This is a genomic window from Hathewaya histolytica (genome assembly GCF_901482605.1).
In the GTDB taxonomy this organism is placed as follows: Bacteria; Bacillota; Clostridia; order Clostridiales; family Clostridiaceae; genus Hathewaya; species Hathewaya histolytica.
In genome coordinates this window covers 2,188,061-2,214,645 of sequence record NZ_LR590481.1, presented here as the reverse complement: position 1 = coordinate 2,214,645, position 26,585 = coordinate 2,188,061, and the positions used below count along the sequence as shown (strand labels likewise).

Here is a 26,585-nt window from a genome sequence, read left to right as displayed (position 1 = left end):
GTGATTTTTTGATTATTTTAAAGGAAGGGGATAGAGGTACAAGGGTAAAGAGGTTGCAATCTTTGCTCAAACAGTTAGGTTATAATGTTGGAAATATTGATGGAATATATGGAAGTAGAACTAAAAATGCCGTTTCAAGTTTTCAAAGAGATAGAGGTATACTACCAACGGGAGTAGTAGATGATATAACTTATAATAGAATAACTGACTATTATAAAGGCTTTAGAACTTACATTGTAAAACAAGGTGATACTTTAAGTGGTATATCAAAAATGTTTAATGTTCCAATAAATCAAATAGTTATATCAAATAATATACAGAATCCTGATATGTTATCCATTGGTCAAGAGTTAATTATACCTTATAGAAACTTAGGGGTAGTACCTACTGATATAGATTATACCTATGAAATTATGGAGGAAAACATTAAGGCATTAAAACGATTATATCCATTTATAGAAATAGGGAGTATAGGCAAAAGTGTTCTAGGAAAAGAATTGTATTATATAAAACTTGGAAATGGCCCAAATAGAGTTACTTATAATGCTTCCCATCATGCCCTAGAGTGGATAACCTCACCTTTACTTATGAAATTTACAGAAAACTTTTTAAAAGCTTATATAAATGGTGAAAATATAGAAAGTTATTCTCCTAGGGAAATATGGGATAGTTCAACAATATATATAATTCCTATGGTGAACCCAGATGGGGTAGATCTAGTTTTAAATGGACTTTCAAGAGATAATCCATACTATAATCAGCTTATCCAATGGAATAATGGAAGTACAGACTTCTCTAAAAATTGGAGTGCCAACATAAGAGGGGTAGATTTAAATCATAATTACAATGCATCCTTTGAGGAAGCTAAGAAAGCGGAAGAAGAGTATGGAGTTTATGGACCAGGTCCAACTAGATATGGAGGACCTTATCCAGAGTCTGAACCTGAAACAAGGGCCATGGTAAAGTTCACAAGGGAAGGTAATTTTAGATTAGTAATTGCCTATCATAGTCAAGGCGAAGTTATATTTTGGCAGTATAAAGACTTAGCAGGAGAGGAAAATAGGAGAATTGCAGAGGTTTTTTCAAGACTAAGTGGGTATAGGCTAGGAGAAACTGTTGGTATTTCATCTTATGGTGGATATAAGGACTGGTTTATAAAAGAATTTAGAAGGCCAGGTTATACTATAGAAGTTGGATTAGGTAAAAACCCACTACCTATAAGCCAATTTGATAAAATATACAATGATAATATAAAAGTGCTTTTAGAGGCAGCTATAATATAGTACTTTTTATAAAAGAGAGTGAGAAAATTTCTACTCTCTTTTATAAAGTTCAACTATACGTGATTATTGTAGGAGATTCTCCCACTCTTCGTATAATTCTTCAAGGGTAAGTTCTTTTGAGCTTAATGCATTATTTACTTCTATGGTTTTATCTGGATTAGAATATATTTCTTCTTTGCAAAGATCTGCATGAAGAGATGCTATTTCATCTTCTATTAAACTTATCTCTTTTTCTAAGCTTTTTATTCTTATATTTTTTTGCTTTGCTTCCTTTTCTAACTCTCTTTTTTTCTTCTTTTCTTGAGTTAGTTGGGTTTTAGTTTTACCTGAAGATTCTTCTTCAGCTATTTTAAAACGAGTAGGATTTAATTTCTTTTCTATATAATACGAATAATTTCCAAGATACTCATGCACTCCATCTACTTTTAGTTCTAAAATTTTATTTATAACTTTATTTAAGAAGTATCTATCATGTGATATAACAAGAATTGTGCCATCATAAGTTAATAAGGCATCTTCTAAAGCTTCACGTGATAGAATGTCTAAGTGGTTTGTTGGTTCATCTAGAAGTAAAAAATTTGCCTTTGTAAGCATTAATTTTAATAGATTTATCCTACATTTTTCACCACCACTTAGAGAGGATATAACTTTAAATACATCATCACCGAAAAATAAAAAAGAGGCTAAAGCACTTCTAACTTCAGTAGTGGTAAGGTGTGGGAAGTCATCCCAAACTTCATCTAGAACAGTCTTATCTTGATTTAAATTGGATTGTTCTTGATCGTAGTATCCAATATCTACATTTTTACCTAAAGAGCTATAACCGCTATCTGCTTTAACTAAATCTAATAGAATTTTAAATAATGTGGTTTTTCCACGTCCGTTCTCTCCAATTAAGGCTACTTTCTCTTCCCTTTTAAGTTGAAAGCTTAAGTTATTGAAAAGTACTTTCTCTCCATATCTTTTACTTAAGTTTTCGATAAATAGTACATCACTACCACTTGTTATATCAGTATGAAAAGAGAAGGGTTTTAACTTAATTTCCTTTAAAGGAGCATCTATCTTTTCCATTTTATCAAGGGCTTTTTGACGACTTTCAGCAGCTCTGACACTCTTTTCTCTATTAAAGGATTTAAATCTTTTAATAATTTCTTCTTGGCGCTTAATTTCCTCTTGTTGATGTTCATAAGCTTTTATATGAAGTTCATAATTTTTCTTTTTAAGTTCTATGAATTTAGAATAGTTTCCATTATAGCTTTCAATTTTTCCATTTAAGAGCTCTATGGTTCTATTGGTAATGGAATCAAGAAAAAATCTATCGTGAGAAATAATTATTATACTACCTTTATAAGATTTTAAATATTCTTCTAACCATTCTATAGCATCTAAATCTAAGTGGTTAGTAGGTTCGTCTAAAAGCAGAATTTCAGGTTTTGTAAGTAGTAATTTACAAAGTGCTACACGAGTTTTTTGTCCACCACTTAATATATTTATTTCTTTTGAAAAACTTTCTTCTTTAAAACCTAATCCATAAAGTACTTTATAGATTTCAGCTTTATATACATATCCACCCTTAAGCTCATAAATCTCCCTAGAATTTGTATAATCTTTTATTAACCTATTATAATGCTCAGTATTAGAATCTTCATATGGTTGGTTAAGTTCCTTTTCAAGTCTATTTATTTTTTCTTCTAGACGTATAAGCTCATCAAAAACTGTAAGCATTTCTTCATATATGGTTTTAGTGGAATCTAGAGATAGGTTCTGAGATAAATATCCAAGTTGTTTACTTTTATCTATAAACATATCACCACCATCATGCTCTAAGTTCCCAGTAAGTATTTTGAATAAGGTTGACTTACCTGCACCATTAGAACCAACTAGGCCAATTTTGTCGCCTTCATTAATACTAAAAGTAATATCTTTTAATATTTCATCAATACCATAACTTTTATATATCTTATTACAACTAAGAACTATCATTATTATCACCTTCATTCCTATTAAATGCATATAAACTATTATACAGAATTATTATATAATAGTCACTTAGGTATTTATATAATGTTAAAATTGGATATAATATATAATTATAGCATAGTATAATACTTGACAATAACTTACCTATAATACTAATATTATATATATTGCTGTATTCAAAAAATCTATAAAAAATAATTTAACTATACATTATAAAGAGATATTATAGGGAGGTGTTATTTTTGGATAAAAAGAAGAATAATATATCTATGGCAGTAATCAAGAGATTACCTAAATACCATAGATATTTAAGAGAATTATTAAGTAATGATGTAGATAGAATTTCTTCAAAAGAACTAAGTGAAAAAATAGGCTTTACAGCATCACAAATTAGACAAGATTTAAATTGTTTTGGAGATTTTGGACAGCAAGGATATGGATATAATGTAAGTGATTTATACGAACAAATTAGTAATATATTAGGACTTTCAAAGGATTATAAAATGGTATTAGTTGGTTCAGGGAATATAGGGCAAGCGGTTGCTAATTATGTTAACTTTGAAAAGTTAGGTTTTGTAATTGAAGGTATTTTTGATAGGAATCCTAAATTAATAGGATTAAAAATTAGAGATATTGAAGTTAAAGATATAGATATGTTACCACAATTTTTAAATGAAAATGAAATAGGTATAGGTATAATATGTGTAACTAGTGAAAGTGCTCAAAATATATGCGATACTCTTACAACTGGTGGAGTAAAGGGAATTTGGAACTTTGCACCAGTGGATTTAAATGTTCCAAAGAATGTAACTGTTGAAAATGTACATTTAAGTGAGAGTTTATTAACATTAAGCTGTTTACTTAATAACTGTGATAGTTGTTGTTAAAAAATAATCAAAGTACATATACCTTTAGGAGGTTTTAAATGAAAACTTATCTAAAGGTTTGCTTTTCAATCAGCACATATGTAATGTTTTTATTGACTAAATATTTATAAAATTATAATATAAGTATATAAAGGAATAAGTGTAGCTTTATATATTTAAAAACTAAATACGTGAATGAGGGTTATTGGAGATACTTTTAAAAAAGTAACCGAAGAAGAAAAGAATAAATTTCGCTATGGATTTATTATGAAACTTTCAGGTGGAGGAACAATAGCCGGACACACCCCTGGAGAGACTCGTAAAGAGCATCGAAGAAGAAACTTAGTATTTTGAAAATATTATGACGTAGTATTTTCAAAGTATTAAGGAATCTTTCAGATAAAAGGACAGGGATAAATAGCATATATTACAGCTATTTATCCCTGTTTTTTTGTGTTTATTAAATATGTTAATAATCTAATAATTCGGATAAGTTGCAATATAATTGTTAAAAATGTTACATAAGTATATAAAAGATGTTATAATAATTTAAGTGAAAATTATAAATTTTAATAACATAAAATCATTTAATATACAATAATTATGGAGGAATGGACATGTATAAAATTGTTGAGAAAAGACAATTATCTCCTCAAATATTTTTAATGAATATTGAGGCGCCAAGAGTTGCAAAGTCAGCTTTACCAGGACAATTCGTAATAGTGAAAATGACTGAACAAGGGGAAAGACTTCCTTTAACAATTTGTGATTATGATGCTAATAAGGGTACAGTTACAATTGTTGTACAAGCAATAGGATGCTCAACTCAAAAGATGATGGATTATAATGAAGGAGACTATTTCCACGACTTTGTAGGACCTTTAGGACAAGCATCAGAATTTGTGGAGCAAGATATAGAAGAGCTTAAAAAGAAAAGAATTTTATTTGTAGCAGGTGGATTAGGAACTGCTCCTGTTTATCCTCAAGTTAAATGGTTACATGAGCATGGGGTAAATGCTGATGTTATTATCGGTGCAAAAACTAAAGAATTAGTAATATTAGAAGAAGAAATGAAAGCAGTAGGACAAGATGTATACATAGCTACAGATGATGGTTCATATGGATTTAAAGGCCTTGTTACAAATTTAATAGAAGATTTAGTTAATAATCAAGGTAAAAAATATGACCTAGTAGTAGCAATTGGACCAATGATAATGATGAAATTTGTATGTTTAACTACAGAAAAATTAGGAATAGATACTGTAGTAAGTTTAAACCCTATTATGGTTGACGGTACAGGAATGTGTGGGGCTTGTAGGGTAACTGTAGATGGAGAAACTAAATTTGCATGTGTAGATGGACCAGAGTTCGATGGACATAAGGTTGACTTCAATGAAGCTATGAGAAGAGCTGCAATGTATAAATCAGAGGAAACTAAACAAAATGAAGGAATTCAAAAAGGATGCAATTTAGGAGGTGCTAAATAATGAATTTAGATAGAATGAAAAAAGTTCCTATTGCTGAACAAGATGCAAAAGTTAGAGCTAGAAATTTTGAAGAAGTTTGTTTAGGATATACAGAAGAAGAGGCAGTACAAGAAGCTTCTAGATGTTTAAATTGTAAAAATCCAAGATGTGTTACAATGTGCCCTGTTAGCATAGCTATACCAGAGTTCATTCAACACGTTAAAAATAGAGAATTTGAAGAGGCTGCAAAAACTATAGCAGAATATAGTGCATTGCCAGCAGTATGTGGAAGAGTTTGTCCACAAGAATTACAATGTGAAAGTAAATGTGTTTTAGGTATAAAAGGAGAATCAGTAGCTATAGGAAAGTTAGAGAGGTTTGTAGCTGACTGGACAAGAGAGCATAATGTGGATATAGCATCTACTAAAGCTAAAAATGGTAAAAAGGTTGCTGTAATAGGAAGTGGTCCTGCAGGATTAACTTGTGCAGGAGATCTTGCAAAAGATGGTTATGATGTGACTATTTTTGAAGCATTACATGAACCAGGTGGAGTACTAGTATATGGTATACCAGAATTTAGATTACCTAAAGATACAGTTGTTAAACATGAAATAGAAAATGTTAAAAAATTAGGTGTAAAAATTGAGACTAACGTAATTGTTGGTAGAACAGTTACTATAGATGAGTTATTTGAAGTTGAGAAATTTGATGCTGTATTCATAGGATCAGGAGCTGGTCTTCCTAAGTTCATGGGAATACAAGGTGAAAACTTAAATGGAGTATGTTCAGCTAATGAATTCTTAACAAGAACTAATCTAATGAAGGCTTTCAAAGAAGGTTACGAAACTCCAATTAGAGTAGGAGAAAAAGTTGCAGTAGTAGGCGGAGGAAACGTTGCTATGGATGCTGTAAGAACAGCACTAAGACTAGGTGCTAAAGAAGCTCACATAGTATACAGAAGATCTGAATCAGAACTTCCAGCAAGAATAGAAGAAGTTCATCATGCTAAAGAAGAAGGTGTAACATTTGACCTTCTAGTTAATCCAATAGAAATTTTAGGTGATGAAAATGGTTGGGTTAAGGGTATGAAATGTGTAAGAATGGAATTAGGTGAACCAGATGAATCTGGAAGAAGAAGACCAGTTGAAATTCCAAACTCAGAGTTCGTATTAGATGTAGACACTGTAATTATGTCACTTGGAACATCACCAAACCCATTAATTCCATCTACAACAAAAGGTCTTGAAATTAATAAGAGAAGATGTATCGTAGCAGAAGAAGATACAGGTTTAACTTCAAGAGAAAATGTGTATGCTGGAGGAGATGCTGTAACTGGAGCAGCTACAGTTATACTAGCTATGGAAGCAGGAAAGAAAGCAGCTAAAGCTATTGATGAAAAATTAAATAGCTAAAATTTAAAAAGAGTATGTCTGATTATTTATTGGACATACTCTTTTTTATTTATACAAATATTTTATATTCATAGTAAAAATATATAGATAAAAATATAAGTATAAAAATATAAAGAATTGTTTGACATTTAACATTTGTATATATAAAATATAAATTGAAATACAAAAGAAAGGAGAGAGACTGTTAATTTGCCCTAAGTTTTTAGAAAATTTAGTCAATTGTAAGTTTCTTTTAAAAGTTTCACAAATATTAGGAGGGGTTATTCAATGAGTGGGGAAAAGACTATAACTAAACCAGTGGAAGAAAAAAAAACTAATCAAAAAAAGATAGTTAAAGTTGTAACAACAGAAACTTATGTAGCTTTTGCAGTTATTGCAGTTTTATTTTGGGTATTTGCTAGTAGAATGGGTGTAGATAAGATGTTTAAAACCATGATGGGTACTGCACACGATTTAATTCTAAATACTATATGGTTTTTAATGGGGGTAATAGTTTTAGCAGGTGCATTTACATCATTGTTATCTGAATTTGGAATAGTAGCTATAATAAATAAAGTTTTATATCCTCTTATGAAACCTTTGTATGGACTTCCAGGTGCAGCATCTGTAGGGGCTGTTACTACGTATCTATCAGATAATCCATCAATAGTTCCTATTGTTCAAGATAAGGGATTTTTGAAGTATTTTAAAAAATACCAGATTCCATCACTTGTAAACTTTGGTACAGTTTTTGGAATGGGATTAATAGTTACAACATTTATGCTAGCTCAGTCTTCTGATAAAGTAAATTTAGGTAAAGCTGTTCTAATAGGGAATATAGCAGCTTTAACAGGTGGTATTTTAAGCGTAAGATTAATGTTAATCGTAGGTAAAAAGAGATATGGAACAGAGCAAGAGGCTGTAGATGGTGAATATGAAGGCTATGATATGTTAAAATATAGAGAAGTTAGAGAAGGAAATGTTACTCAAAGAGTTTTACAAGCATTATTAGATGGTGGTAAGACAGGTGTTGATACAGCACTTACAATTATACCAGGAGTTGTAATAATGTGTACATTTATAATGATGTTATCAAAGGGACCTGGACCTAATGGTGTTTTCACAGGAGCAGCATATGAAGGAATAGGATTCTTTCCTTGGATAGGATCAAAATTACAATTTATAATTAAACCTTTATTTGGTTTCTCAAATTCAGAAGCCATAACATTCCCTATTACGTCTTTAGCATCTGTTGGAGCATCCCTGGCAGTAGTACCAGAGTTTTTAAAAGCAGGTATTATAAATGCAAAAGATGTAGCTGTATTTACAGCAATGGCAATATGTAATGCTGGTTTCTTAAGCGTTCACGTTGGACTTATGGATGCTATTGGAGAGAGAGATTTAGTTAATAAAGCTATTATAACGCAATTATTAGGTGGTATAGCATCAGGTATATTAGCTAATATATTATATATGATTTTTTAGGACTAAATAATATTATAATAAATAATTTAATAATTCATATAACGAAACAGCTCTTAAACCTTTATAAGAGCTGTTTTAATATTAAATTATATGAAAGTATGTAGTTAATATATAAATGGTTTGTTATAATATTATTAAAAAATATAAATTAGTACAAAATAATTAATAATAGCTATAAGATATTTATAGATAAGAAAATATATAATACATAATATTAATTAATATAAAAGGAAGGTGAACATAATGGACTATAGAGAATATGAGGCTTTAGAAGAAATAGAACAAGGGATTATAATTAAAAATGTAAAAAGTTTTGAACTTAAGGATATATTCGATTGTGGACAATGTTTTAGATGGAACAGGAGAGATGATGGAAGTTATGTAGGTGTAGCATTTGGGAAGGTTATTGAAGTTCAAAAAAACCAAGATGATGTCATAATATATAATACTAACATTAAGGATTTTTATGATATATGGGAAGAGTATTTTGATTTAAAGAGGAATTATGGAGATATTAAAGAAGAGCTTAGTAAAGATCCAATATTAGCTGAATCTACATCGTTTGGAAAAGGAATAAGAATTTTAAAACAAGATCCTTTTGAAATTACACTTTCATTTATTATTTCAGCTAATAATAGGATACCTATGATAAAAAAAGCCATAAATAATATAAGTAAAGCATGGGGAGAAGAGATTATATACAAGGGGGAATCTTATTATACTTTCCCTAAATTAGAAAAATTAAAAGACGCTACTATAGAAGAATTAGAAGAATGTAGAACAGGGTTTAGGGCAAAATATATAAAAGATACTGTAGAGAAAATATATAGTGGAGAGAAAAATTTAGACTATATAAAAGGTCTTAGTGATGATGAATGTCATGAAGCTATGAAAGAGTTTAACGGCATTGGGCCTAAAGTATCTGATTGCATAATACTTTTTTCTATGCAAAAGTATTCAGCTTTTCCAGTGGATGTATGGGTTAAAAGAGCCATGCAACATTTTTATGTAGCTCCTGATGTGTCATTACCTAAGATTAGAAAATTCGGCAGGGATAAATTTGGCGATTTATCTGGATTTGCTCAACAATATTTATTTTATTACGCCAGAGAAAACAATATTAAAATATAAAAGTATTGATATTACAAGGTTATTAGTAGAAATTTAATAAAACGTCAAAAATTTAAATTAAAAAATTTTACGTTCATGGAATAGTGGATAGCAATATATGAAGGTAGCCTTTGAAATCATAGCAAGGGTATGAAAAGTAAAAGTGTCAAAAGAACATATTAGACAGCATCTAAGAAGATGATTAGGTTATGTTACAAAATATAGAATATAATATTAAATTTTAGACTAGGCGTTAAAATGTAATCCTAGTCTAAAATTCTAATACATATTATTTGAAACTTATATTGTATCTTCAAAAAAGTTTATTTTAAATCTTTTTTTAGTATACTTATTCCAGTACTAATTCCAAATAATAATATAAAAAGACCAATCAATTTTAAGAAAAATGAAATATTAGAGTAATCATTTATAATTACCAAAAATGCTATACCAATTATCATTGTAAATAAAGATAAAAACATTAGTTTAATAGTAGATATGTTGTTAAGAAATACTTTATTTATGATGATAAACAAGATAAATATAATGAAGATAATAAAAAATACATATAAAGAACTCATAAAAGATACTCCTCCTATGGTAAAATATTGAATAATAATGTTGATTTTGGTATAGTTAACATTATTATAGCACATTAAGGGGGATAACAATGAGTAAAATTAAATTAACAAGTGCTTTATTAGTATCTGCTACTATATTTTTTAATTCAGTTATGGTAGGTGCAACACCAGTAAAAGATGACAATTATAAAATGGCACTAACTCAAAGTAATTTCAAAACTAACATATCAGAAGGTATAGCTAAGTCGCAACTTAATAATTTTAAAAATGACCCAAAAAGCGTAGAAGCCTTAAAAGAGTTAGAAAAAAATGCAGTGTCATATAATAGTAGCCAAGCTTATATAAGGGTAATTCAAGATGGGTGTGGTAATGTTAAGGTAGATCCTAAAAAATATACAGAAGAAGAATATGAATTATTGGAAGGACAAGATAAACTTTTGAAACTGTATGATAATAAGAAAATTACGAGGTCATTTCCAAACAAATCCGAAAATAGTTGGATTAGAATAAATTTGGATGGATATGAAAAAAGCAATGGAGAGTATGAGTTTTATCTTTTCTATGACTGGAAAAAAAGACCTCTTTGTTATTTCAGTGATGTACTAGCATTAGGTCATGACTCTAATATATATTTTAATAATTCTACAGCTAGAAGTCATCACGAATCAATTTCAATAGATCTTTTTGAGCAAGAAAAAGCTTATGTTAAGGATTATAAAAGCTCACAAAGTAGTCACTGTAAAACATCTGTAAATGGTATTGCATTTAAGTTTAAAATAGATAAAGTTTCAGATGTGAACAAATCAATGCATAGAGGATATATGACTGTAAAAGGTGGATTTACTAATTCAACTACTAAAGCAGGAAATATGGAAATCTCTTATGCACATACTCAGTTAGCCTTTGATTATAATATACAAGATGCTATTGAGTTTTTGACATCTGGTAATATTAAACTTAAAGTTAAAGGATATCAGGATGTAATATCATATTCAGACGTTTTTTATAGACGTAGGAGATAAATAAGTACCAATGATTTAACACTATTCATATAGTATTAAAAACTGTTTTTTATACATTTTAGTTAAGAGAGATAATGATTATTTAATATATTAATAACGAATTAAAATATATCTAGATATATAAATATTTACAAATAATTGAGATTATGATTATAATATTCATGAGAAAACAATATTAAAATATAAAAGAAGCTTTTTAAGGAGGGTACTGAAAAAGTACCCTCCTAATCTTAATAGACATAACACTACAGTTTGTGTAGATGTTATGTCTATTTTTTAGTATAATTTTTATATTACTAATTTAAGCAGGTGATTTTATGTTAATGCATCAAAAGATGATATTAAGCGAATATGGTGATATATATGATAGGATTATCCCTAAAGATAATATGTTGAGAAGGATTAAAGAAATGGTAGATTTCTCATTCATCTACGATGAATTAGTTTCTACATATTGCAATAATAACGGTCGCGGAGCGATTGACCCAATAAGAATGTTTAAATATCTTTTACTAAAAACTATTTTCAATATTTCTGATGTAGATGTTGTTGAACGCTCTAAATATGATATGTCTTTTAAATATTTCTTAGATATGGCTCCGGAGGAGGATGTAATTAATCCAAGTTCTTTAACTAAATTTAGAAAGCTACGCTTAAAGGACACTAATCTAATGGACATGCTAATTTCTAAAACCGTAGAAATAGCATTGGAAAAGGAAATTATAAAATCAAAATCAATTATTGTTGATTCAACTCATACCAAAGCTAGATACAATCAAAAAACACCTAGGGAAGTTTTAATTGAACAATCTAAAAAACTTCGAAAGTCAGTTTATAACATTGATGAGTCAATGAAAGCAAGGTTTCCTAATAAAGTTAACAACGGTCTTCTTGAGGATGAAATAGAGTATTGTCAAAAACTTATATCAGTTATTGAAAAAGAAGAGGTCATTTCAAGTTATCCAGCTGTAAAAGAAAAATTAAATTTATTAAAAGAAACAATCGAAGATGATTTAGAGGTTTTGTCATTCTCTAAAGATGCTGACGCAAAAGTTGGACACAAAACTGCTGATACATCTTTCTTTGGGTATAAAACTCATATTGCAATGACTGAGGAACGTATTATTACTGCTGCTGTAGTTACTTCGGGAGAAAAACACGATGGAAAACAACTAAAATCACTTATTGAAAAGAGCGAAGCCTCTGGCTTAAACATAGAAAATATTATTGGAGATGCAGCTTATTCAGAAAAAGAAAATATAGAATATGTAAATGAAAGTGAAAAAAATCTAATTGCAAAGCTTAGTAAATCAGTATCTCATGGTAACAAAAGACAAACTAAAACGAAGTTTGAATATAATAAAGATGCAGATATGTATGCGTGTGAAGCTGGCCATATGAGTACTAAGAAAACTAGTACTAGACCTAAAAAACATGCCAAAGATGGACTAGGTACAGTAATTTCTTATTTTTTTGATGTTAAAAAGTGTCAGTGTTGCCCTTTAAAACAAGGGTGCTATAAAGAAGGTGCTAAAACTAAATCATACTCAGTTTCAATCAAAACGAATACGCATCAAAAACATATTGAATTTCAAGAAACTGATTTTTTTAAAGAAAAATCAAAAGAGAGATATAAAATTGAAGCTAAAAATAGTGAAATGAAACATAGACATGGGTATGATGTTGCGTCAGCCGCAGGTCTTGTTGGCATGCAAATGCAAGGTGCATTGACCATTTTTGCTGTAAACTTGAAGAGAATATTGACTCTAAGCAATCAGTAAATATACCCGATTAGGGTTTAATAATACAAAAAGACTCAAGCTCATACCACAAAATGGTATAAACTTGAGTCTTTTAAATTATGTAAAAAGTAAACCCCCGAAAAACTATAAGTTTTTCAGTGGTCTCCTTTTTAAGAGCTTCTTTTTTTCTTTCTATAAATAAAATATAAAGATATGGATATAATTAGAATTATAAGTAACAAGAAGAAACCTTCATGCATAAAGAATCTTTCAGGCAGAACTGTTATTACAGGGTCTAAAGTTTCGTCAAAAATCCAGTAATCGTTATTAAACAATATATGATGAAATGTATCGAAAGCCTTGGAAAAATTAATTGCTAAAGGTAGTAATAATAAAAAAGGAAAAGAACATAGTATTATAGAAACATATTTTAAGTAATGAAAATTCTTTTTAGCATTTTGTCTTAGTACATAGAATATACTAATTGGTGCAGTAACTAATAGAGAACAATTTAAAGTTTTTATGATATTTCTAACCTCGAAGAAATGAACTCTTCCATTATAAGAAGACTTAAAATAGGGCATAGAAAAGTTCTTACTATTAGAATATAAAAAATCTATTAAATAGTTGTAATTAGATTTTAAGTTGTCAAAACTTAATTCCGAGATTTCTTCTAGTTTTAGGTATTTAATATCTATATAGTAAATATATTTAAATAGCATTACAAAATTTATACACAATACTAGTATAAAAGAACTTAAAATAACATAGAAAAAAGTATTTTTAAATCGCTTAGTTAAATTAGAGTTATTTATTTTGTTTAAATTCATAATATCACCCATATAACTTTTTTATTAAATATTATAACATCAAATATAACAATAAAAAATTAAATTGATAATTTGTTATGAAAACATAAGATATATAAAGCAAAAAACATATATATTATCATAATAGAGCTATATGGGTTAATTTAGCCTTTAATAGTATTTGATATTAATAATGCTATTAATTACTATAATAATTGTATTAGCACTCTAAGTTAATGAGTGCTAATGCATGAGAGTTACATAAGATAAGTGTTTATAAAATAAAAGTAAAATATTAAATTAAATAAACAAATCAATTAAGGAGGGTTTTAAATGAATATAAGACCACTTGCTGACAGAGTTGTTATTAAAAGAATTGAAGCAGAGGAAACTACAAAAAGTGGAATAATAGTAGCTGGAGCAGCTAAAGAAAAACCACAAGAGGCAGAAGTAGTTGCAGTAGGACCTGGTTCAATAGTAGATGGAAAAGAAATTAAAATGGAAGTTGCAGTTGGAGATAGAGTTTTATTCTCTAAATATGCAGGAAATGAAATAAAGTTTGACGGTCAAGAATATATTGTTTTAAGTCAAAGTGATATTTTAGCTGTTATTGAAAAATAGTTTTATCCTAAAAAATTATTATTTATAGGAGGGTCAAAACATGGCAAAGAAAATTTTATTTAATGAAGAAGCTAGAAGAGCTATGCAAAGAGGTGTAGATGTTCTTGCTGATACAGTAAAAGTAACTTTAGGACCTAAGGGAAGAAACGTTGTTTTAGATAAAAAATTTGGTGCACCATTAATAACAAATGACGGTGTTACAATAGCAAGAGAGATAGAATTAGAAGATGCTTATGAAAATATGGGAGCACAATTAGTTAAAGAAGTTGCAACTAAGACAAATGATGTAGCAGGAGATGGTACTACAACAGCTACATTATTAGCTCAAGCTATTATAAGAGAAGGTCTAAAAAACGTAACAGCTGGTGCTAACCCAATGTTAATTAGACATGGTATAAAATTAGCTGTGGACAAAGCAGTTGAAGAAATAAAGAAAATATCAAAACCAGTAAACGGAAAAGCAGACATAGAACAAGTTGCATCTATATCAGCTGCAGATTCAGAAATAGGAAAGTTAATAGCTGATGCTATGGAGAAGGTTGGTAATGAAGGTGTTATCACTATTGAAGAATCAAAATCAATGGGTACAGAGTTAAATGTTGTTGAAGGTATGCAATTCGATAGAGGGTACTTAAGCCCATATATGTCAACAGATACAGAAAAAATGGAAGCAGCTGTTGAAGAACCATATATCTTAATAACAGATAAGAAAATTGCTAACATTCAAGAGTTATTACCATTATTAGAGCAAATCGTTCAACAAGGTAAAAAACTACTTATAATTGCTGATGATGTTGAAGGTGAAGCATTAGCAACATTAGTTGTAAATAAATTAAGAGGTACATTTACTTGTGTAGCTGTAAAAGCTCCAGGATTCGGCGACAGAAGAAAAGAAATGTTAGCTGATATAGCTATATTAACTGGTGGTCAAGTGATTTCTGAAGAATTAGGAAGAGATTTAAAAGACGTAACAGTAGATATGCTTGGTAGAGCTGAAAGTGTTAAAGTATCTAAGGATACTACAACAATAGTAAATGGAAAAGGAAATAAAGAAGAAATTCAAAATAGAGTTAACCAATTAAAAGTTCAAATTGAAGAAACAACTTCTGAATTTGATAAAGAAAAACTACAAGAAAGACTTGCTAAACTTGCAGGTGGAGTTGCTGTAGTAAAAGTTGGTGCAGCTACAGAAACTGAATTAAAAGAAAGAAAACTAAGAATAGAAGATGCCCTAGCAGCTACAAAGGCAGCAGTAGAAGAAGGTATAGTACCAGGTGGTGGAAGCGCATACTTAAATACTATAGCTGAAGTTGCTAAATTAACTGATGAGAATTCTGATGTTCAAGTTGGAATAAACATTATCGTGAGATCTTTAGAAGAACCATTAAGACAAATTGCTACAAATGCTGGTTTAGAAGGTTCAGTAATAATAGAAAAATTAAAATCAAGTGAAATAGGTATTGGATTTGATGCGTATAAAGGTGAATACGTAGACATGCTAAAAGCTGGTATTGTTGATCCAACTAAGGTTACAAGATCAGCTTTACAAAACGCAGCATCTGTAGCTTCAACATTCTTAACTACAGAAGCAGCAGTTGTAGATATTCCAGAAAAACAACCAGCACCAATGGCTCCACCAATGGGCGGTATGGGAATGGATGGAATGTACTAATCCATAGAAGTGAATTTATAGGGTTTTGCATATGCAAAGCCCTATTTTTTTATATAAATTTATAAAAAGCATATAATAAATAATGAAATAAGATTGAATTTTAAAAGAAAATATGATATTATAAGTAAAGTTAGAGAATAAACATAAGTTAATAAAATAAACAAAAGTTAAGGAGAAGCTATGACAAATAGGGAACAAGAAATTTTAGATTTAATTAAAAAGAATCCTATGATTTCTCAAAAAGAATTAGCTAATTCTCTTGGCATAACACGTTCATCCGTGGCGGTACATATAACGAATCTACTGAAGAAGGGCTATATCGTTGGGAAAGGTTATATCATAAATGAAGAGGCCTATGTAAGCATTATAGGTGGAACTAACGTTGATATACAGGGGTTTCCTAATGATAAGTTAATTAGTAAAGATTCTAATCCTGGTGAAGTGAAGATATCATTAGGAGGCGTAGGAAGAAATATTGGCGAAAACTTAGTTAAGTTAGGTGTAGAAACTAAACTTATAAGTGTAGTCGGAGATGATGTTTATGGGAGAAAGATATTAGAGGAGTCTAGAAATATAGGATTAAATATGGAGGACTCACTTGTACTAAAAGGAAAATCTACTTCTACTTATCTATCTATATTAGATGGAGAAGGAGATATGTCAGTTGCTATAGCACACATGGACATATTTGATAGCTTAAAAGTTGAATATATACAAGAAAAAAAACACATTATAGAACATTCAAAAATTTGTATAATAGATACCAATATATCTAAAGAAGTAATTGAATATATTGTTTCTAATCATAAAAATACAGACTTTTTCTTAGATACTGTATCTACGAAAAAAGCACAAAAGGTAAAGGATATAATAGGATATTTTCATACTATAAAGCCTAATAAGCTTGAAGCAGAAATGTTATCAGGTATAAAAATCAATAATCAGACAGACTTAGAAAATACAGCGAAATATTTCTTAGATAAAGGAGTAAAAAGAGTATTTATAAGTTTAGGGGCTGAAGGTGTTTATTATAATGATGGAATAAATTCTAATATAATAAAAACACCTAAGATTGAAGTTGTTAATGCTACAGGAGCAGGAGACGCATTTATAGCAGCACTTGCTTACAGTCATTTAAATGACTTTGAAATAGATCATGCGGCACGATTTGCTAGTGTAGCTTCTATAATGGCTTTATCTCATGAAAATACAATTAACCCTAATATGTCATTAGAAAACATAAATAAAAAGATGAAGGAGATAGGATTATGTTAAATAAATATTTAGAAATTAACCCAGAAGTTTTAGAGGCTATAAAAGCAGGTAAGCCAGTTGTTGCTTTAGAATCAACAATAATATCACATGGTATGCCATATCCTAAAAATGTAGAAATGGCTTTAGAAGTTGAGAAAATAATTAGAGATAATGGTGCTATACCAGCTACTATTGCTATATTAAATGGAAAAATTAAAGTTGGATTAACTAAAGAAGAGGTTGAATACCTAGGTAAAGCAGAAGGTGTAGTAAAAACAAGTAGAAGAGACATACCTTTTATAATTGCTAATAAGTTAGATGGAGCTACTACTGTTGCATCTACAATGATTATATCTGAACTTGCTGGTATAGATGTATTTGCTACAGGAGGAATAGGTGGAGTTCATAGAGGAGCTCAAGAGAGCTTTGATATTTCAGCAGACCTTCAAGAATTAGCACATACTAATGTAGCTGTTGTTTGTGCAGGTGCAAAATCAATACTTGATATAGGATTAACTTTAGAATACTTAGAAACTCAAGGAGTTCCTGTTGTTGGATTTGGTACAGATGAGTTACCTGCTTTCTATACAAGAAAGAGTGGTTTCGGTGTAGATTATAGAATGGATTCTGTAGAAGTTTTAGCATCAGCATTAAAGAGCAAATGGGACCTAGGATTAAATGGAGGAGTGGTAGTTACAAACCCTATTCCAGCAGAGTATGAAATGGACTATGTTACTATAACTAAAGCTATAGAAGAAGCAGTAAAAGAGGCAGAGGAAAAAGGAATTAAAGGAAAAGAAAGTACTCCATTCCTTTTATCTAAAGTTAAAGAGATTACTGGTGGGTCAAGTTTAGAATCAAATATTCAATTAGTTTATAACAATGCTAAACTTGGAGCAGAATTAGCAGTTGAATTATCAAAATTAAATGCTTAATAATATTCAGATGGATATCCTTATCCATCTGTTTTTATTAATAACATAATAATTGCCGTAGAAATTAAGAAAAAGTGTATAAATTTATTCTTATAAAAAATTTTGACTTTATATAAAATATTTTTACAGAAAAAATACATTGACAAAAAGAAAAAGTTTACTTATTATAAGTATAATAATTTATTATAAAAAAATGAAACTTCTCATTCATTTTTAAATACAAATGAATAAAACTTTTCATATAATCTCTAAATAAGGTAGGGAGTCTCTACAGGAACCGTAAATTCCACACTATGAAAAGAGCCTTTAGTTAGTATACAACTAGGACTCTTTTTATAGTGTCATATAGTTGTATTTTTTGTTTGCACAATTGGTAAACTACATAAATAAAAGGAGGATATACAAATGGCTATAATTTTAAAAAAAGGATATACATTTGATGATGTATTACTAGTTCCAAATAAGTCTGAAATATTACCTAAGGAAGTTACTCTTAAAACTAATTTAACTAAAAAAATAAAATTAAATATACCATTAATGAGTGCTGGAATGGATACAGTAACTGAGTCTAAAATGGCTATTGCTATGGCAAGAGAAGGCGGAATTGGTATAATACATAAAAACATGTCCATAGAAGCACAAGCAGCTGAAGTAGATACAGTTAAAAGACAAGAAAATGGTGTTATAACAAATCCTTTCTATCTTAATCCAGAAAATAAAATTCAAGATGCATTAGAATTAATGAAAAAATATAGAATATCAGGTATACCTGTAACTGTAGAAGGAAAACTTGTTGGTATAATAACTAATAGAGACATAGTTTATGAAACTGATTATTCAAAAGAAATAAAAGAAGTTATGACAAGTGAAAATTTAGTTACAGCACCAGAGGGAACTTCTATAGAAGAAGCTAAAGTTATTCTTCAAAAACATAAAATAGAAAAGTTACCTTTAGTAGATAAAGTTAATAATTTAGTAGGATTAATTACAATTAAAGATATTCAAAAGACAATTATGTATCCTACAGCAGCTAAAGATGAAAGAGGAAGATTACTTTGTGGTGCCGCTATAGGTATAACAAGTGATATGCTAGAAAGGGTAAAAGCTCTAGTAGAAGTAGGTGTTGATGTTGTAGTTCTAGACACAGCACACGGTCATTCAAAGGGTGTTATGGATGGTGTTAAGAAAATAAAAGAAAGCTACCCAGAGTTACAAGTTATAGCAGGAAATGTTGCAACTCCAGAAGCTGTAGAAGATTTAATTAAAGTAGGTGCTGACTGTGTTAAAGTAGGTATAGGTCCTGGATCTATTTGTACTACAAGAGTGGTTGCTGGTGTTGGAGTACCACAATTAACAGCAGTTATGGATTGTGCTGAAGTTGGAAAAAAATACGGCATACCAGTTATAGCTGATGGTGGATTAAAGTATTCAGGAGATATAGTAAAAGCTCTTGCAGCAGGTGCTAGCATCTGTATGATGGGATCATTATTTGCAGGATGTGAAGAATCACCAGGAGAATTAGAAATATACCAAGGAAGAAGCTACAAAGTTTATAGAGGTATGGGTTCACTTGCATCTATGGCTAAGGGAAGCAAAGACAGATACTTCCAAGAAGGAAATAAAAAATTAGTTCCAGAAGGTGTTGAAGGAAGAATTCCATTTAAGGGAGCTGTATCAGATACAATATTCCAATTATTAGGCGGTATAAAATCTGGAATGGGTTATTTAGGTTCTAAGGATTTAAACACTTTATACGAAACTGCAAGATTCGTTGTACAAAGTTCAGCAGGACTTAGAGAAAGTCATCCACATGATATAAATATTACTAAAGAAGCACCAAATTATAGCATTAATATGTAATAGAATGGGGGAAATACAGTGGCTAAAGCAAATGAGTTAATTTTAATAATAGACTTCGGTGGACAATATAAGCAACTTATAGGAAGAAGAGTTAGAGAAAATCACGTTTATTGTGAAATAGTATCTAATGATATAACTGTAGAAGAAATGAAAGCAAAGAATCCAAAGGGAATAATATTTACAGGTGGACCAAATAGTGTTTACGAAGAGGGAGCTCCTAGATTAGATAAAGGAGTATTCGAATTAGGTGTTCCAATACTTGGTATTTGCTATGGAGCACAATTAATGTCATATACTCTAGGCGGAAAAGTTAGTACTGCAACAGTAAGAGAATATGGTAAAACTGATGTGGAATTAAACAGTAAATCTTTAATATTTAACGGATTAACAGATAAACAATGTTGGATGAGTCATACAGACTATATTTCAGAAGTACCAGAAGGTTTTGAAATAGTAGGTACTACATCAGAATGTCCAGTAGCAGCATTCGAAAATAAGGAAAGAAAATTATATGGAGTTCAATTCCACCCAGAAGTTGAACATACACTATTCGGAAGAGAAATGCTTAAAAAATTCTTATTCGAAGTATGTGAAGTTTCAGGAGATTGGTCTATGACTTCTTTTATAGAAGAAAAAATAAAAGAAATTAAAGAAAAAGTTGGAGATAAAAAGGTTTTATGTGCATTATCAGGAGGAGTTGACTCTTCTGTTGCAGCAGTACTTGTTCATAGAGCTGTTGGAAAACAATTAACTTGCGTTTTTGTAGATCATGGTCTACTTAGAAAAGACGAAGGTGATCAAGTAGAAAAAATCTTCAGAACAGGTTTCGATATGAACCTTGTGAGAGTAAATGCACAAGAAAGATTCCTTGGAAAGTTAAAAGGAGTTTCTGATCCAGAGAGAAAGAGAAAAATCATAGGTGAAGAATTTATAAGAGTATTTGAAGAGGAATCAGATAAACTTGGCAAAATGGATTTCCTAGTTCAAGGAACTATATATGCTGACGTAGTTGAAAGTGGAACTAAAACTTCAGCTGTAATAAAGAGCCATCACAATGTAGGTGGACTTCCAGAAGATATAGAATTTACTTTAATTGAACCTTTAAGAGAATTATTTAAAGATGAAGTTAGAGCTGTTGGAGAAGAACTTGGAATCCCTAAAAACTTAGTATGGAGACAGCCATTCCCAGGACCAGGACTTGCAATTAGAGTACTAGGTGAAATCACAGAGGATAAGCTCCACATAGTAAGAGAAGCAGATGCAATCTTAAGAGAAGAAGTTGCAAATGCAGGACTTGAAAGAGACATATGGCAATACTTCGCATGCCTACCTAACATTCAATCTGTTGGAGTTATGGGTGACGAGAGGACATATTGCCACACTATAGCATTAAGAGCAGTAACATCATCAGATGGAATGACATCAGATTGGGCTAGAATACCATATGATGTTTTAGATAAAATTTCAAGAAGAATAGTAAATGAAGTTAAAGAGGTTAATAGAATTGTCTATGACGTAACCTCAAAACCACCAGCTACTATCGAGTGGGAGTAAAACCCCCTTTCATCAAGCCTTAGGCATAGATGAAAATCATGGTTTTACCCCTGTCAGAGTTGATGAGGCTTATGGCCACTATAAGGAGATATAAGCCCATAACTTACGGCGGGGAATAAAATTTTAAAATAATATCTAGCTAGAATATAAATAAAGAAGTGACTTCTTATAGTCACTTCTTTATTTATTAATTGCCTTAATAAAGTTAAGTATTTTCTTTACTACGTATATACATATTGGAATAAAAAATATAATAATAAGAATTTTAAGTGATCCAGCTAATATATCCATTGCTTCAACTATTATATCCATTTAATTCTACCCATTACATAATACTTGCATAAAAATGTTGATGTTAATAATGTTGAAAATATTTTCATGATAATATCTCCCTGAGGTTTAATAAATGTATTATTTACTACAATTATACAATTGGTTTATGAAAAATCAAATATGTTATCTCAAATCAAATAAGACTCTAAGGAGTAATTTATATATCCAATAGAATTAAAGTATATTTTATGATTATACTTTGCAAATAACTGAATTATAAGATTTAAGGTAAAAAAGTAATAATCCTATCCTTATGGAAATTCACTCACTTACCCTTAAATATAAAATGCAATTGTTCATATGATATAATATTTATACAATTTTAAATTGAACAATATTTGTTTTTATAAGAGTATTAAGGGAAAATATAATTAATGTTAAAGGCAGGATAAAATAATGAAGAGCGAAAAGGAAAAAATGTTATCAGGTGATTTTTATAATGCAGGTGATTCAGAGCTAATTAAGGAAAGAGAACATATGCAAAAGTTGATTTTTGAATTTAATCATATAGATCCTAGTGAAAAAGAGAGAAGACAGGAAATCTTAAATAAATTAATTATTGCTAAAGGTTCATTTAATATTGAAGCTCCATTTAATTGTGATTATGGTTATAACATTGAAGTAGGTGAGAATTTTTTTGCTAACTATGGATGTACCATATTAGATGTAAATAAAGTTGAAATTGGTGATAATGTACTACTAGGGCCAAATGTTCAAATTTATACTGCTACACATCCTATTGACCCTACAGAAAGACTTACTGGGAAAGAGTATGGTAAACCAATTGTTATAGGAAATAATGTTTGGGTTGGTGGTGGTTCGATAATATGTCCTGGAGTAAAAATTGGAGACAATGTAACTATAGGGGCAGGGAGTGTTGTTACTAAAGATATCCCTAATAATGTAGTTGCTGCAGGAAATCCATGTAGGGTTATTAAGAGTATTTAATATTATGACTTATTTATAAATAACTAGAAAGATAAGCACTTACAAATAAATCAGTAGGTGCTTTTGTTATACTTAAGATTAAAGAGGGAAAAACGTACTAATATAAATCATTGAGTTTATCACCAATAATATCACTTTTATTAGGATATAGATGAGAGTATGTTTATATCATAAGGAATCAGATATAGTGATTATTTTTTTTATTTATTAGTGTATAATGATACTACTTGTAGCATGATAAAAAATAATAGATATAAAATTTAAAAGGGGTGCAGATAGTATGAAACCAAATGCTAATTCAAATATAACGGTAGAAACAACAATTGATGAACCTATAGAAAGAGTATGGAAATATTGGACAGAACCACAACATATAACTAAGTGGAATAATGCTTCGGATGATTGGCATACTTCATTTGCTGAAAATGATTTAAGGGTAGGTGGGAAATTTATTTCAAGGATGGAAGCTAAAGATGCTAGCTTTGGATTTGACTTTGGTGGTACTTATACTGAAGTAAAATTATATGAGATTATTGAATATATTATGGATGATGGTAGAAAGGTTGAAATAAACTTTATAAATCAAGAAAATAAAACTAAGATAATAGAAAATTTTGAAGCGGAAAAAAGCAATCCAATTGAGCTTCAACGAAAGGGATGGCAGGCAATATTAGATAATTTTAAAAAATATGCCGAGCAAGCAGAGGTTTAAGAATAATTATTTTGATTATTAGCATTATAAAATCAATTAGGGGTATATGTATTTTAGTATGGTATCATATGGAATTTAGAAGTACTTAGGAGAGTAAGTATTTTTTATTTATTAATTAAGTTTATTAAGACGCCTAAATATAAGGATTAGCAAGAGTTTAGGTTATTTATAGTAGAAAAGTGGAGATCATTTTTATATTAAAACAAAGAGGCTCTCTATAGTTAGAAGTTAGATTCTAAAGATAGATGCCTCTTAATTCTAATGGGTAATTATGTTATATAAGTTTTCTTTAAATTTTATTTATTAATTTGTGCTAGTAGTAGGCCTTATATTAAGGCCTACAAGTAGGCTTAGTTACTTTTATATGCAATTAATATTTTAAAATTAAAGAATTTTACTTTAATGTATAACATAATAAACCCTCCTTTACGTTATTTAAAATTTATTATATAGTATTTTAATATGAAATACAAGTATAAAATGTGTGTAAATAAGAGAAAAGTGTAGTAAATGTGGGATAGTTTCATTAAATAGGGCTTTTAAAAAAGTTTTATTTATTAGTTAAGTTTATTAAGGCGTCTAAGTATAAGGATTAGCAAGAGTTTAGGTTACTTATAGTAGAAAAGAGGAGATCGTTTTTATATTAAAACAAAGAGGCTCTCTATAGTTAGAAGTTAGGTTCTAAAGATATATGCCTCTTAATTATAATGGGTAGTTATGTTATATAAGTTTTCTTTAAATTTTATTTATTAGTTGTTTCAATGGTATGCCTTAATATAAGCTATACTAATAATATTAACTGCTTTTGTATATAACTAATAGTTTAAACTAAAGATTTTTATTTTTAAATATAACATAAAAACCCTCCTTTACGTTATTTAAAGTTTATTATATTCAATATGAATACAAATGACGCATAAATCGTAGTAAAATTAGGATATAAAATATATCTACTCCAAATGCTTTTTAAAGGCTATATTTTTTATTTATTGATTAAATATGGGCTAAAAACTTTTTATTTATTAATTGAGTATAAAATAATAATTATATTTTTAATTATTTATGTTAAAAAGAAATATGGGATAATATGGTGAGCGCTTACTAAGTTAAACAGTAGGTGCTTTTGTTTATGATACTTATAATCCAATTTTATAACATGACATAAGAAGTCAAGTTTAAAATGATATAATATAAAAAGAGGTGATAGATATGCAAGAGAGTCGTTTATTTAGAATTGTGTATTATCTTTTAAAAAATGGACACACTACTGCACAGGAATTGGCTAAGGAATTAGAGGTGTCTATAAGAACAATTTATAGAGATGTTGATAGATTAAGTATTTCAGGCATTCCAATATGTTGTACTCAGGGTAAAGGTGGAGGAATTAATTTATTAGATAGATACATATTTGATAAAGGTATGGTGTCCGAAACGGAACAGCAATCAATTATTACTGCATTACAAAGCTTGAATGAAATAACAGAGGAAGTAGATAATGATTTAATCTTAAAATTAAGTGCATTATTTAAACAAAATAATCCAAATTGGCTGCAAATTGATTTTTCTAGATGGGGTAATAAGAATATAGATACAAGGAAGTTTAATACAATTAAAGCTACAATTTTGAATAGGCAAGTGTTAACTTTTAGATATGTTAGTAATTATGGTAAGGATAATCTTAGGAGAGTTAAACCTATAAGAATATGTTATAAATCTAAGGGGTGGTATCTTCAAGCATATTGTATGGACAAAAATGATTTTAGAATATATAAAATTAATCGTATGTTAGAGCTTAGAGCATCAAATGAGCTATTTGATGATTTTTTTACACCACCTCCATTAGAAGATTTTAAAAAGGAAAATGATTATACAACGATTAAAATGAAGTTTAAAAAAAGCTCGGCATATAGAGTGTATGATGAGTTTGATGAATCAGATATTAAATTGCTTGAAAATGGACATATTATTGTTGAATGCAACCTTCCTGATGATGATTGGTTATATGGATATTTATTTTCCTTTTGCGGAACTGTAGAAGTCTTAGAACCTGAACATATAAGAAAGTCATTTATTGATATATTAGAGAGTGTTTATATACATTATAAATCTGTTGATAAAGGGGAAGTGGTGTTTAGTGAATGAAAAATATATCAAGGCAAAAAGTATGATTTCTACCTTTAAAAAAGATGATTCGTTAAGTTTTTTTGATTAGAACATGACAGTGGGTGTCAATTTATGTTTGTTATAATATATTGCAAAGGGGGTATAGATTATGGCAAGAGCAACAACGAAGGCAGATTTAATAGAAAGTTCGTCTACACAATATGAAAAGTTGTGGAAGTTAATTGATTCAATGTCACAAGAAGAACAAAATGCAAGTTTTTTATTTGAAGATAGAGATAAAAATTTGAGAGATGTACTTATTCATTTATATGAGTGGCATAACTTAATCCTTAAATGGATAGAGTCTAACTCAAAAGGAGAATATAGACCATTCCTTCCAGAGCCGTATAACTGGAGAACTTATCCCAATATGAATATTGAAATTTGGGAGAAACATCAAGGCACATCATTAGAACAATCAAAAAATATGTTGAGACAAACACATATAGAAGTAATGAAATTGGTAGAACCATATACAAATGATGAATTATTTTCAAAGGGAGTTTATAAGTGGACAAAAGGTAGTACTTTGGGTTCCTATTTTGTTAGTAGCACAGCAAGTCATTATGATTGGGCAATAAAAAAGCTTAAAAAGTATATCAAAAGCTATAGGGGAGAAAAAAATAAATAAATTAGCCGTATAAAAATACTGTTGGATATTAAAAAAGGAGTGAGAAATTGAGACCACTGAAAAACTTATAGTTTTTCGGGGGTTTACTTTTTACATAATTTAAAAGACTCAAGTTTATACCATTTTGTGGTATGAGCTTGAGTCTTTTTGTATTATTAAACCCTAAT

The 26,585-nt window shown here is 29.4% G+C and carries 22 protein-coding genes and 2 riboswitches; of the genes, 18 read left to right on the top strand and 4 right to left on the bottom strand.

The genetic code is table 11. The features are described from left to right. Positions 1–8 precede the first annotated feature (8 nt). A complete protein-coding gene (locus FGL08_RS10630; RefSeq protein ID WP_138210768.1) occupies positions 9–1,283 on the top strand; it encodes a M14 family metallopeptidase in 1,275 nt (424 codons plus the stop codon). 63 nt (positions 1,284–1,346) lie between these two features. On the opposite strand, the gene FGL08_RS10625 is transcribed toward FGL08_RS10630, so the two are convergent. Further along, entirely contained in the window at positions 1,347–3,266 is a 1,920-nt protein-coding gene (locus FGL08_RS10625; RefSeq protein ID WP_138210767.1) for an ABC-F family ATP-binding cassette domain-containing protein, read from the bottom strand. A 239-nt stretch (positions 3,267–3,505) separates the two neighbouring features. On the opposite strand from FGL08_RS10625, the gene FGL08_RS10620 reads away from it, so the two are divergent. The 5 genes from FGL08_RS10620 to FGL08_RS10600 all read left to right on the top strand — a co-directional run bounded on the left by FGL08_RS10620 (position 3,506) and on the right by FGL08_RS10600 (position 9,602). Beyond that, positions 3,506–4,150 carry a redox-sensing transcriptional repressor Rex gene (locus FGL08_RS10620; RefSeq protein ID WP_138210766.1) on the top strand — a complete coding sequence of 215 codons (645 nt, stop codon included), beginning with the start codon at positions 3,506–3,508 and terminating at the stop codon, positions 4,148–4,150. A gap of 276 nt (positions 4,151–4,426) precedes the next feature. Beyond that, a riboswitch (glycine riboswitch) is annotated at positions 4,427–4,550 on the top strand. Between the two features lie 196 nt (positions 4,551–4,746). Then, complete coding sequence (locus FGL08_RS10615) at positions 4,747–5,616, top strand: sulfide/dihydroorotate dehydrogenase-like FAD/NAD-binding protein (RefSeq protein ID WP_138210765.1); 870 nt, start codon at positions 4,747–4,749, stop codon at positions 5,614–5,616. After that, positions 5,616–7,007 (top strand): NADPH-dependent glutamate synthase, encoded by a 1,392-nt coding sequence (gene gltA / locus FGL08_RS10610; protein WP_138210764.1) that lies wholly within the window; start codon positions 5,616–5,618, stop codon positions 7,005–7,007. Before FGL08_RS10615 ends, gltA begins: the two co-directional genes overlap by 1 nt. A 267-nt stretch (positions 7,008–7,274) precedes the next feature. Next, positions 7,275–8,471, top strand: coding sequence for a CD0519/CD1768 family membrane protein (locus FGL08_RS10605; RefSeq protein WP_138210763.1), 1,197 nt, complete (start codon positions 7,275–7,277; stop codon positions 8,469–8,471). A gap of 243 nt (positions 8,472–8,714) precedes the next feature. Next, positions 8,715–9,602, top strand: a complete 888-nt coding sequence (locus tag FGL08_RS10600; protein WP_138210762.1) for a DNA-3-methyladenine glycosylase family protein — start codon at positions 8,715–8,717, stop codon at positions 9,600–9,602. A gap of 302 nt (positions 9,603–9,904) precedes the next feature. Here FGL08_RS10600 and FGL08_RS10595 read toward each other — a convergent pair whose 3' ends face one another. After that, positions 9,905–10,162 carry a hypothetical protein gene (locus FGL08_RS10595; RefSeq protein ID WP_138210761.1) on the bottom strand — a complete coding sequence of 86 codons (258 nt, stop codon included), beginning with the start codon at positions 10,160–10,162 and terminating at the stop codon, positions 9,905–9,907. An 89-nt stretch (positions 10,163–10,251) separates the two neighbouring features. On the opposite strand from FGL08_RS10595, the gene FGL08_RS10590 reads away from it, so the two are divergent. After that, positions 10,252–11,184, top strand: coding sequence for a hypothetical protein (locus tag FGL08_RS10590; protein WP_138210760.1), 933 nt, complete (start codon positions 10,252–10,254; stop codon positions 11,182–11,184). Between the two features lie 317 nt (positions 11,185–11,501). Then, on the top strand, positions 11,502–12,965 hold the full coding sequence (locus FGL08_RS10585) for an IS1182 family transposase (RefSeq protein ID WP_138208895.1): 1,464 nt from the start codon (positions 11,502–11,504) through the stop codon (positions 12,963–12,965). A 131-nt stretch (positions 12,966–13,096) separates the two neighbouring features. Here the strand turns inward: FGL08_RS10585 and FGL08_RS10580 are convergent, their stop codons facing one another. Beyond that, complete coding sequence (locus FGL08_RS10580; RefSeq protein WP_171012055.1) at positions 13,097–13,756, bottom strand: TIGR01906 family membrane protein; 660 nt, start codon at positions 13,754–13,756, stop codon at positions 13,097–13,099. A 312-nt stretch (positions 13,757–14,068) separates the two neighbouring features. Between FGL08_RS10580 and groES the strand changes: the two genes are divergently transcribed. From groES to guaA, 6 genes are all read left to right on the top strand, one after another. After that, entirely contained in the window at positions 14,069–14,356 is a 288-nt protein-coding gene (groES, locus tag FGL08_RS10575; RefSeq protein WP_138210758.1) for a co-chaperone GroES, read from the top strand. Positions 14,357–14,396: 40 nt separating this feature from the next. Continuing rightward, a complete protein-coding gene (gene groL / locus FGL08_RS10570) occupies positions 14,397–16,028 on the top strand; it encodes a chaperonin GroEL (RefSeq protein ID WP_138210757.1) in 1,632 nt (543 codons plus the stop codon). 180 nt (positions 16,029–16,208) lie between these two features. Beyond that, positions 16,209–17,303 carry a PfkB family carbohydrate kinase gene (locus FGL08_RS10565; protein ID WP_138210756.1) on the top strand — a complete coding sequence of 365 codons (1,095 nt, stop codon included), beginning with the start codon at positions 16,209–16,211 and terminating at the stop codon, positions 17,301–17,303. Continuing rightward, positions 17,297–18,217, top strand: a complete 921-nt coding sequence (locus FGL08_RS10560) for a pseudouridine-5'-phosphate glycosidase (RefSeq protein WP_138210755.1) — start codon at positions 17,297–17,299, stop codon at positions 18,215–18,217. The genes FGL08_RS10565 and FGL08_RS10560 overlap by 7 nt, the downstream gene beginning before the upstream one ends. 217 nt (positions 18,218–18,434) lie before the next feature. Next, positions 18,435–18,531, top strand: a riboswitch (purine riboswitch). Between the two features lie 91 nt (positions 18,532–18,622). Then, entirely contained in the window at positions 18,623–20,077 is a 1,455-nt protein-coding gene (gene guaB / locus FGL08_RS10555; RefSeq protein ID WP_138210754.1) for an IMP dehydrogenase, read from the top strand. 18 nt (positions 20,078–20,095) lie between these two features. Further along, a complete protein-coding gene (guaA, locus tag FGL08_RS10550; RefSeq protein ID WP_138210753.1) occupies positions 20,096–21,631 on the top strand; it encodes a glutamine-hydrolyzing GMP synthase in 1,536 nt (511 codons plus the stop codon). A gap of 180 nt (positions 21,632–21,811) precedes the next feature. Here guaA and FGL08_RS13705 read toward each other — a convergent pair whose 3' ends face one another. After that, on the bottom strand, positions 21,812–21,943 hold the full coding sequence (locus FGL08_RS13705) for a hypothetical protein (RefSeq protein WP_279232957.1): 132 nt from the start codon (positions 21,941–21,943) through the stop codon (positions 21,812–21,814). A 417-nt stretch (positions 21,944–22,360) separates the two neighbouring features. Here FGL08_RS13705 and FGL08_RS10545 point away from each other — a divergent pair, with 417 nt between their 5' ends. From FGL08_RS10545 to FGL08_RS10530, 4 genes are all read left to right on the top strand, one after another. Continuing rightward, positions 22,361–22,912 (top strand): sugar O-acetyltransferase, encoded by a 552-nt coding sequence (locus tag FGL08_RS10545; RefSeq protein ID WP_138210752.1) that lies wholly within the window; start codon positions 22,361–22,363, stop codon positions 22,910–22,912. Between the two features lie 280 nt (positions 22,913–23,192). Further along, a complete protein-coding gene (locus tag FGL08_RS10540) occupies positions 23,193–23,624 on the top strand; it encodes an SRPBCC family protein (protein WP_138210751.1) in 432 nt (143 codons plus the stop codon). A 1,209-nt stretch (positions 23,625–24,833) separates the two neighbouring features. After that, positions 24,834–25,766, top strand: a complete 933-nt coding sequence (locus FGL08_RS10535) for a helix-turn-helix transcriptional regulator (RefSeq protein WP_138210750.1) — start codon at positions 24,834–24,836, stop codon at positions 25,764–25,766. A gap of 130 nt (positions 25,767–25,896) precedes the next feature. After that, the gene (locus FGL08_RS10530) at positions 25,897–26,418 is read left to right on the top strand and encodes a ClbS/DfsB family four-helix bundle protein (protein ID WP_138210749.1); all 522 of its coding nucleotides are present in this window, start codon (positions 25,897–25,899) and stop codon (positions 26,416–26,418) included. The last annotated feature ends 167 nt before the right edge of the window (positions 26,419–26,585 follow it).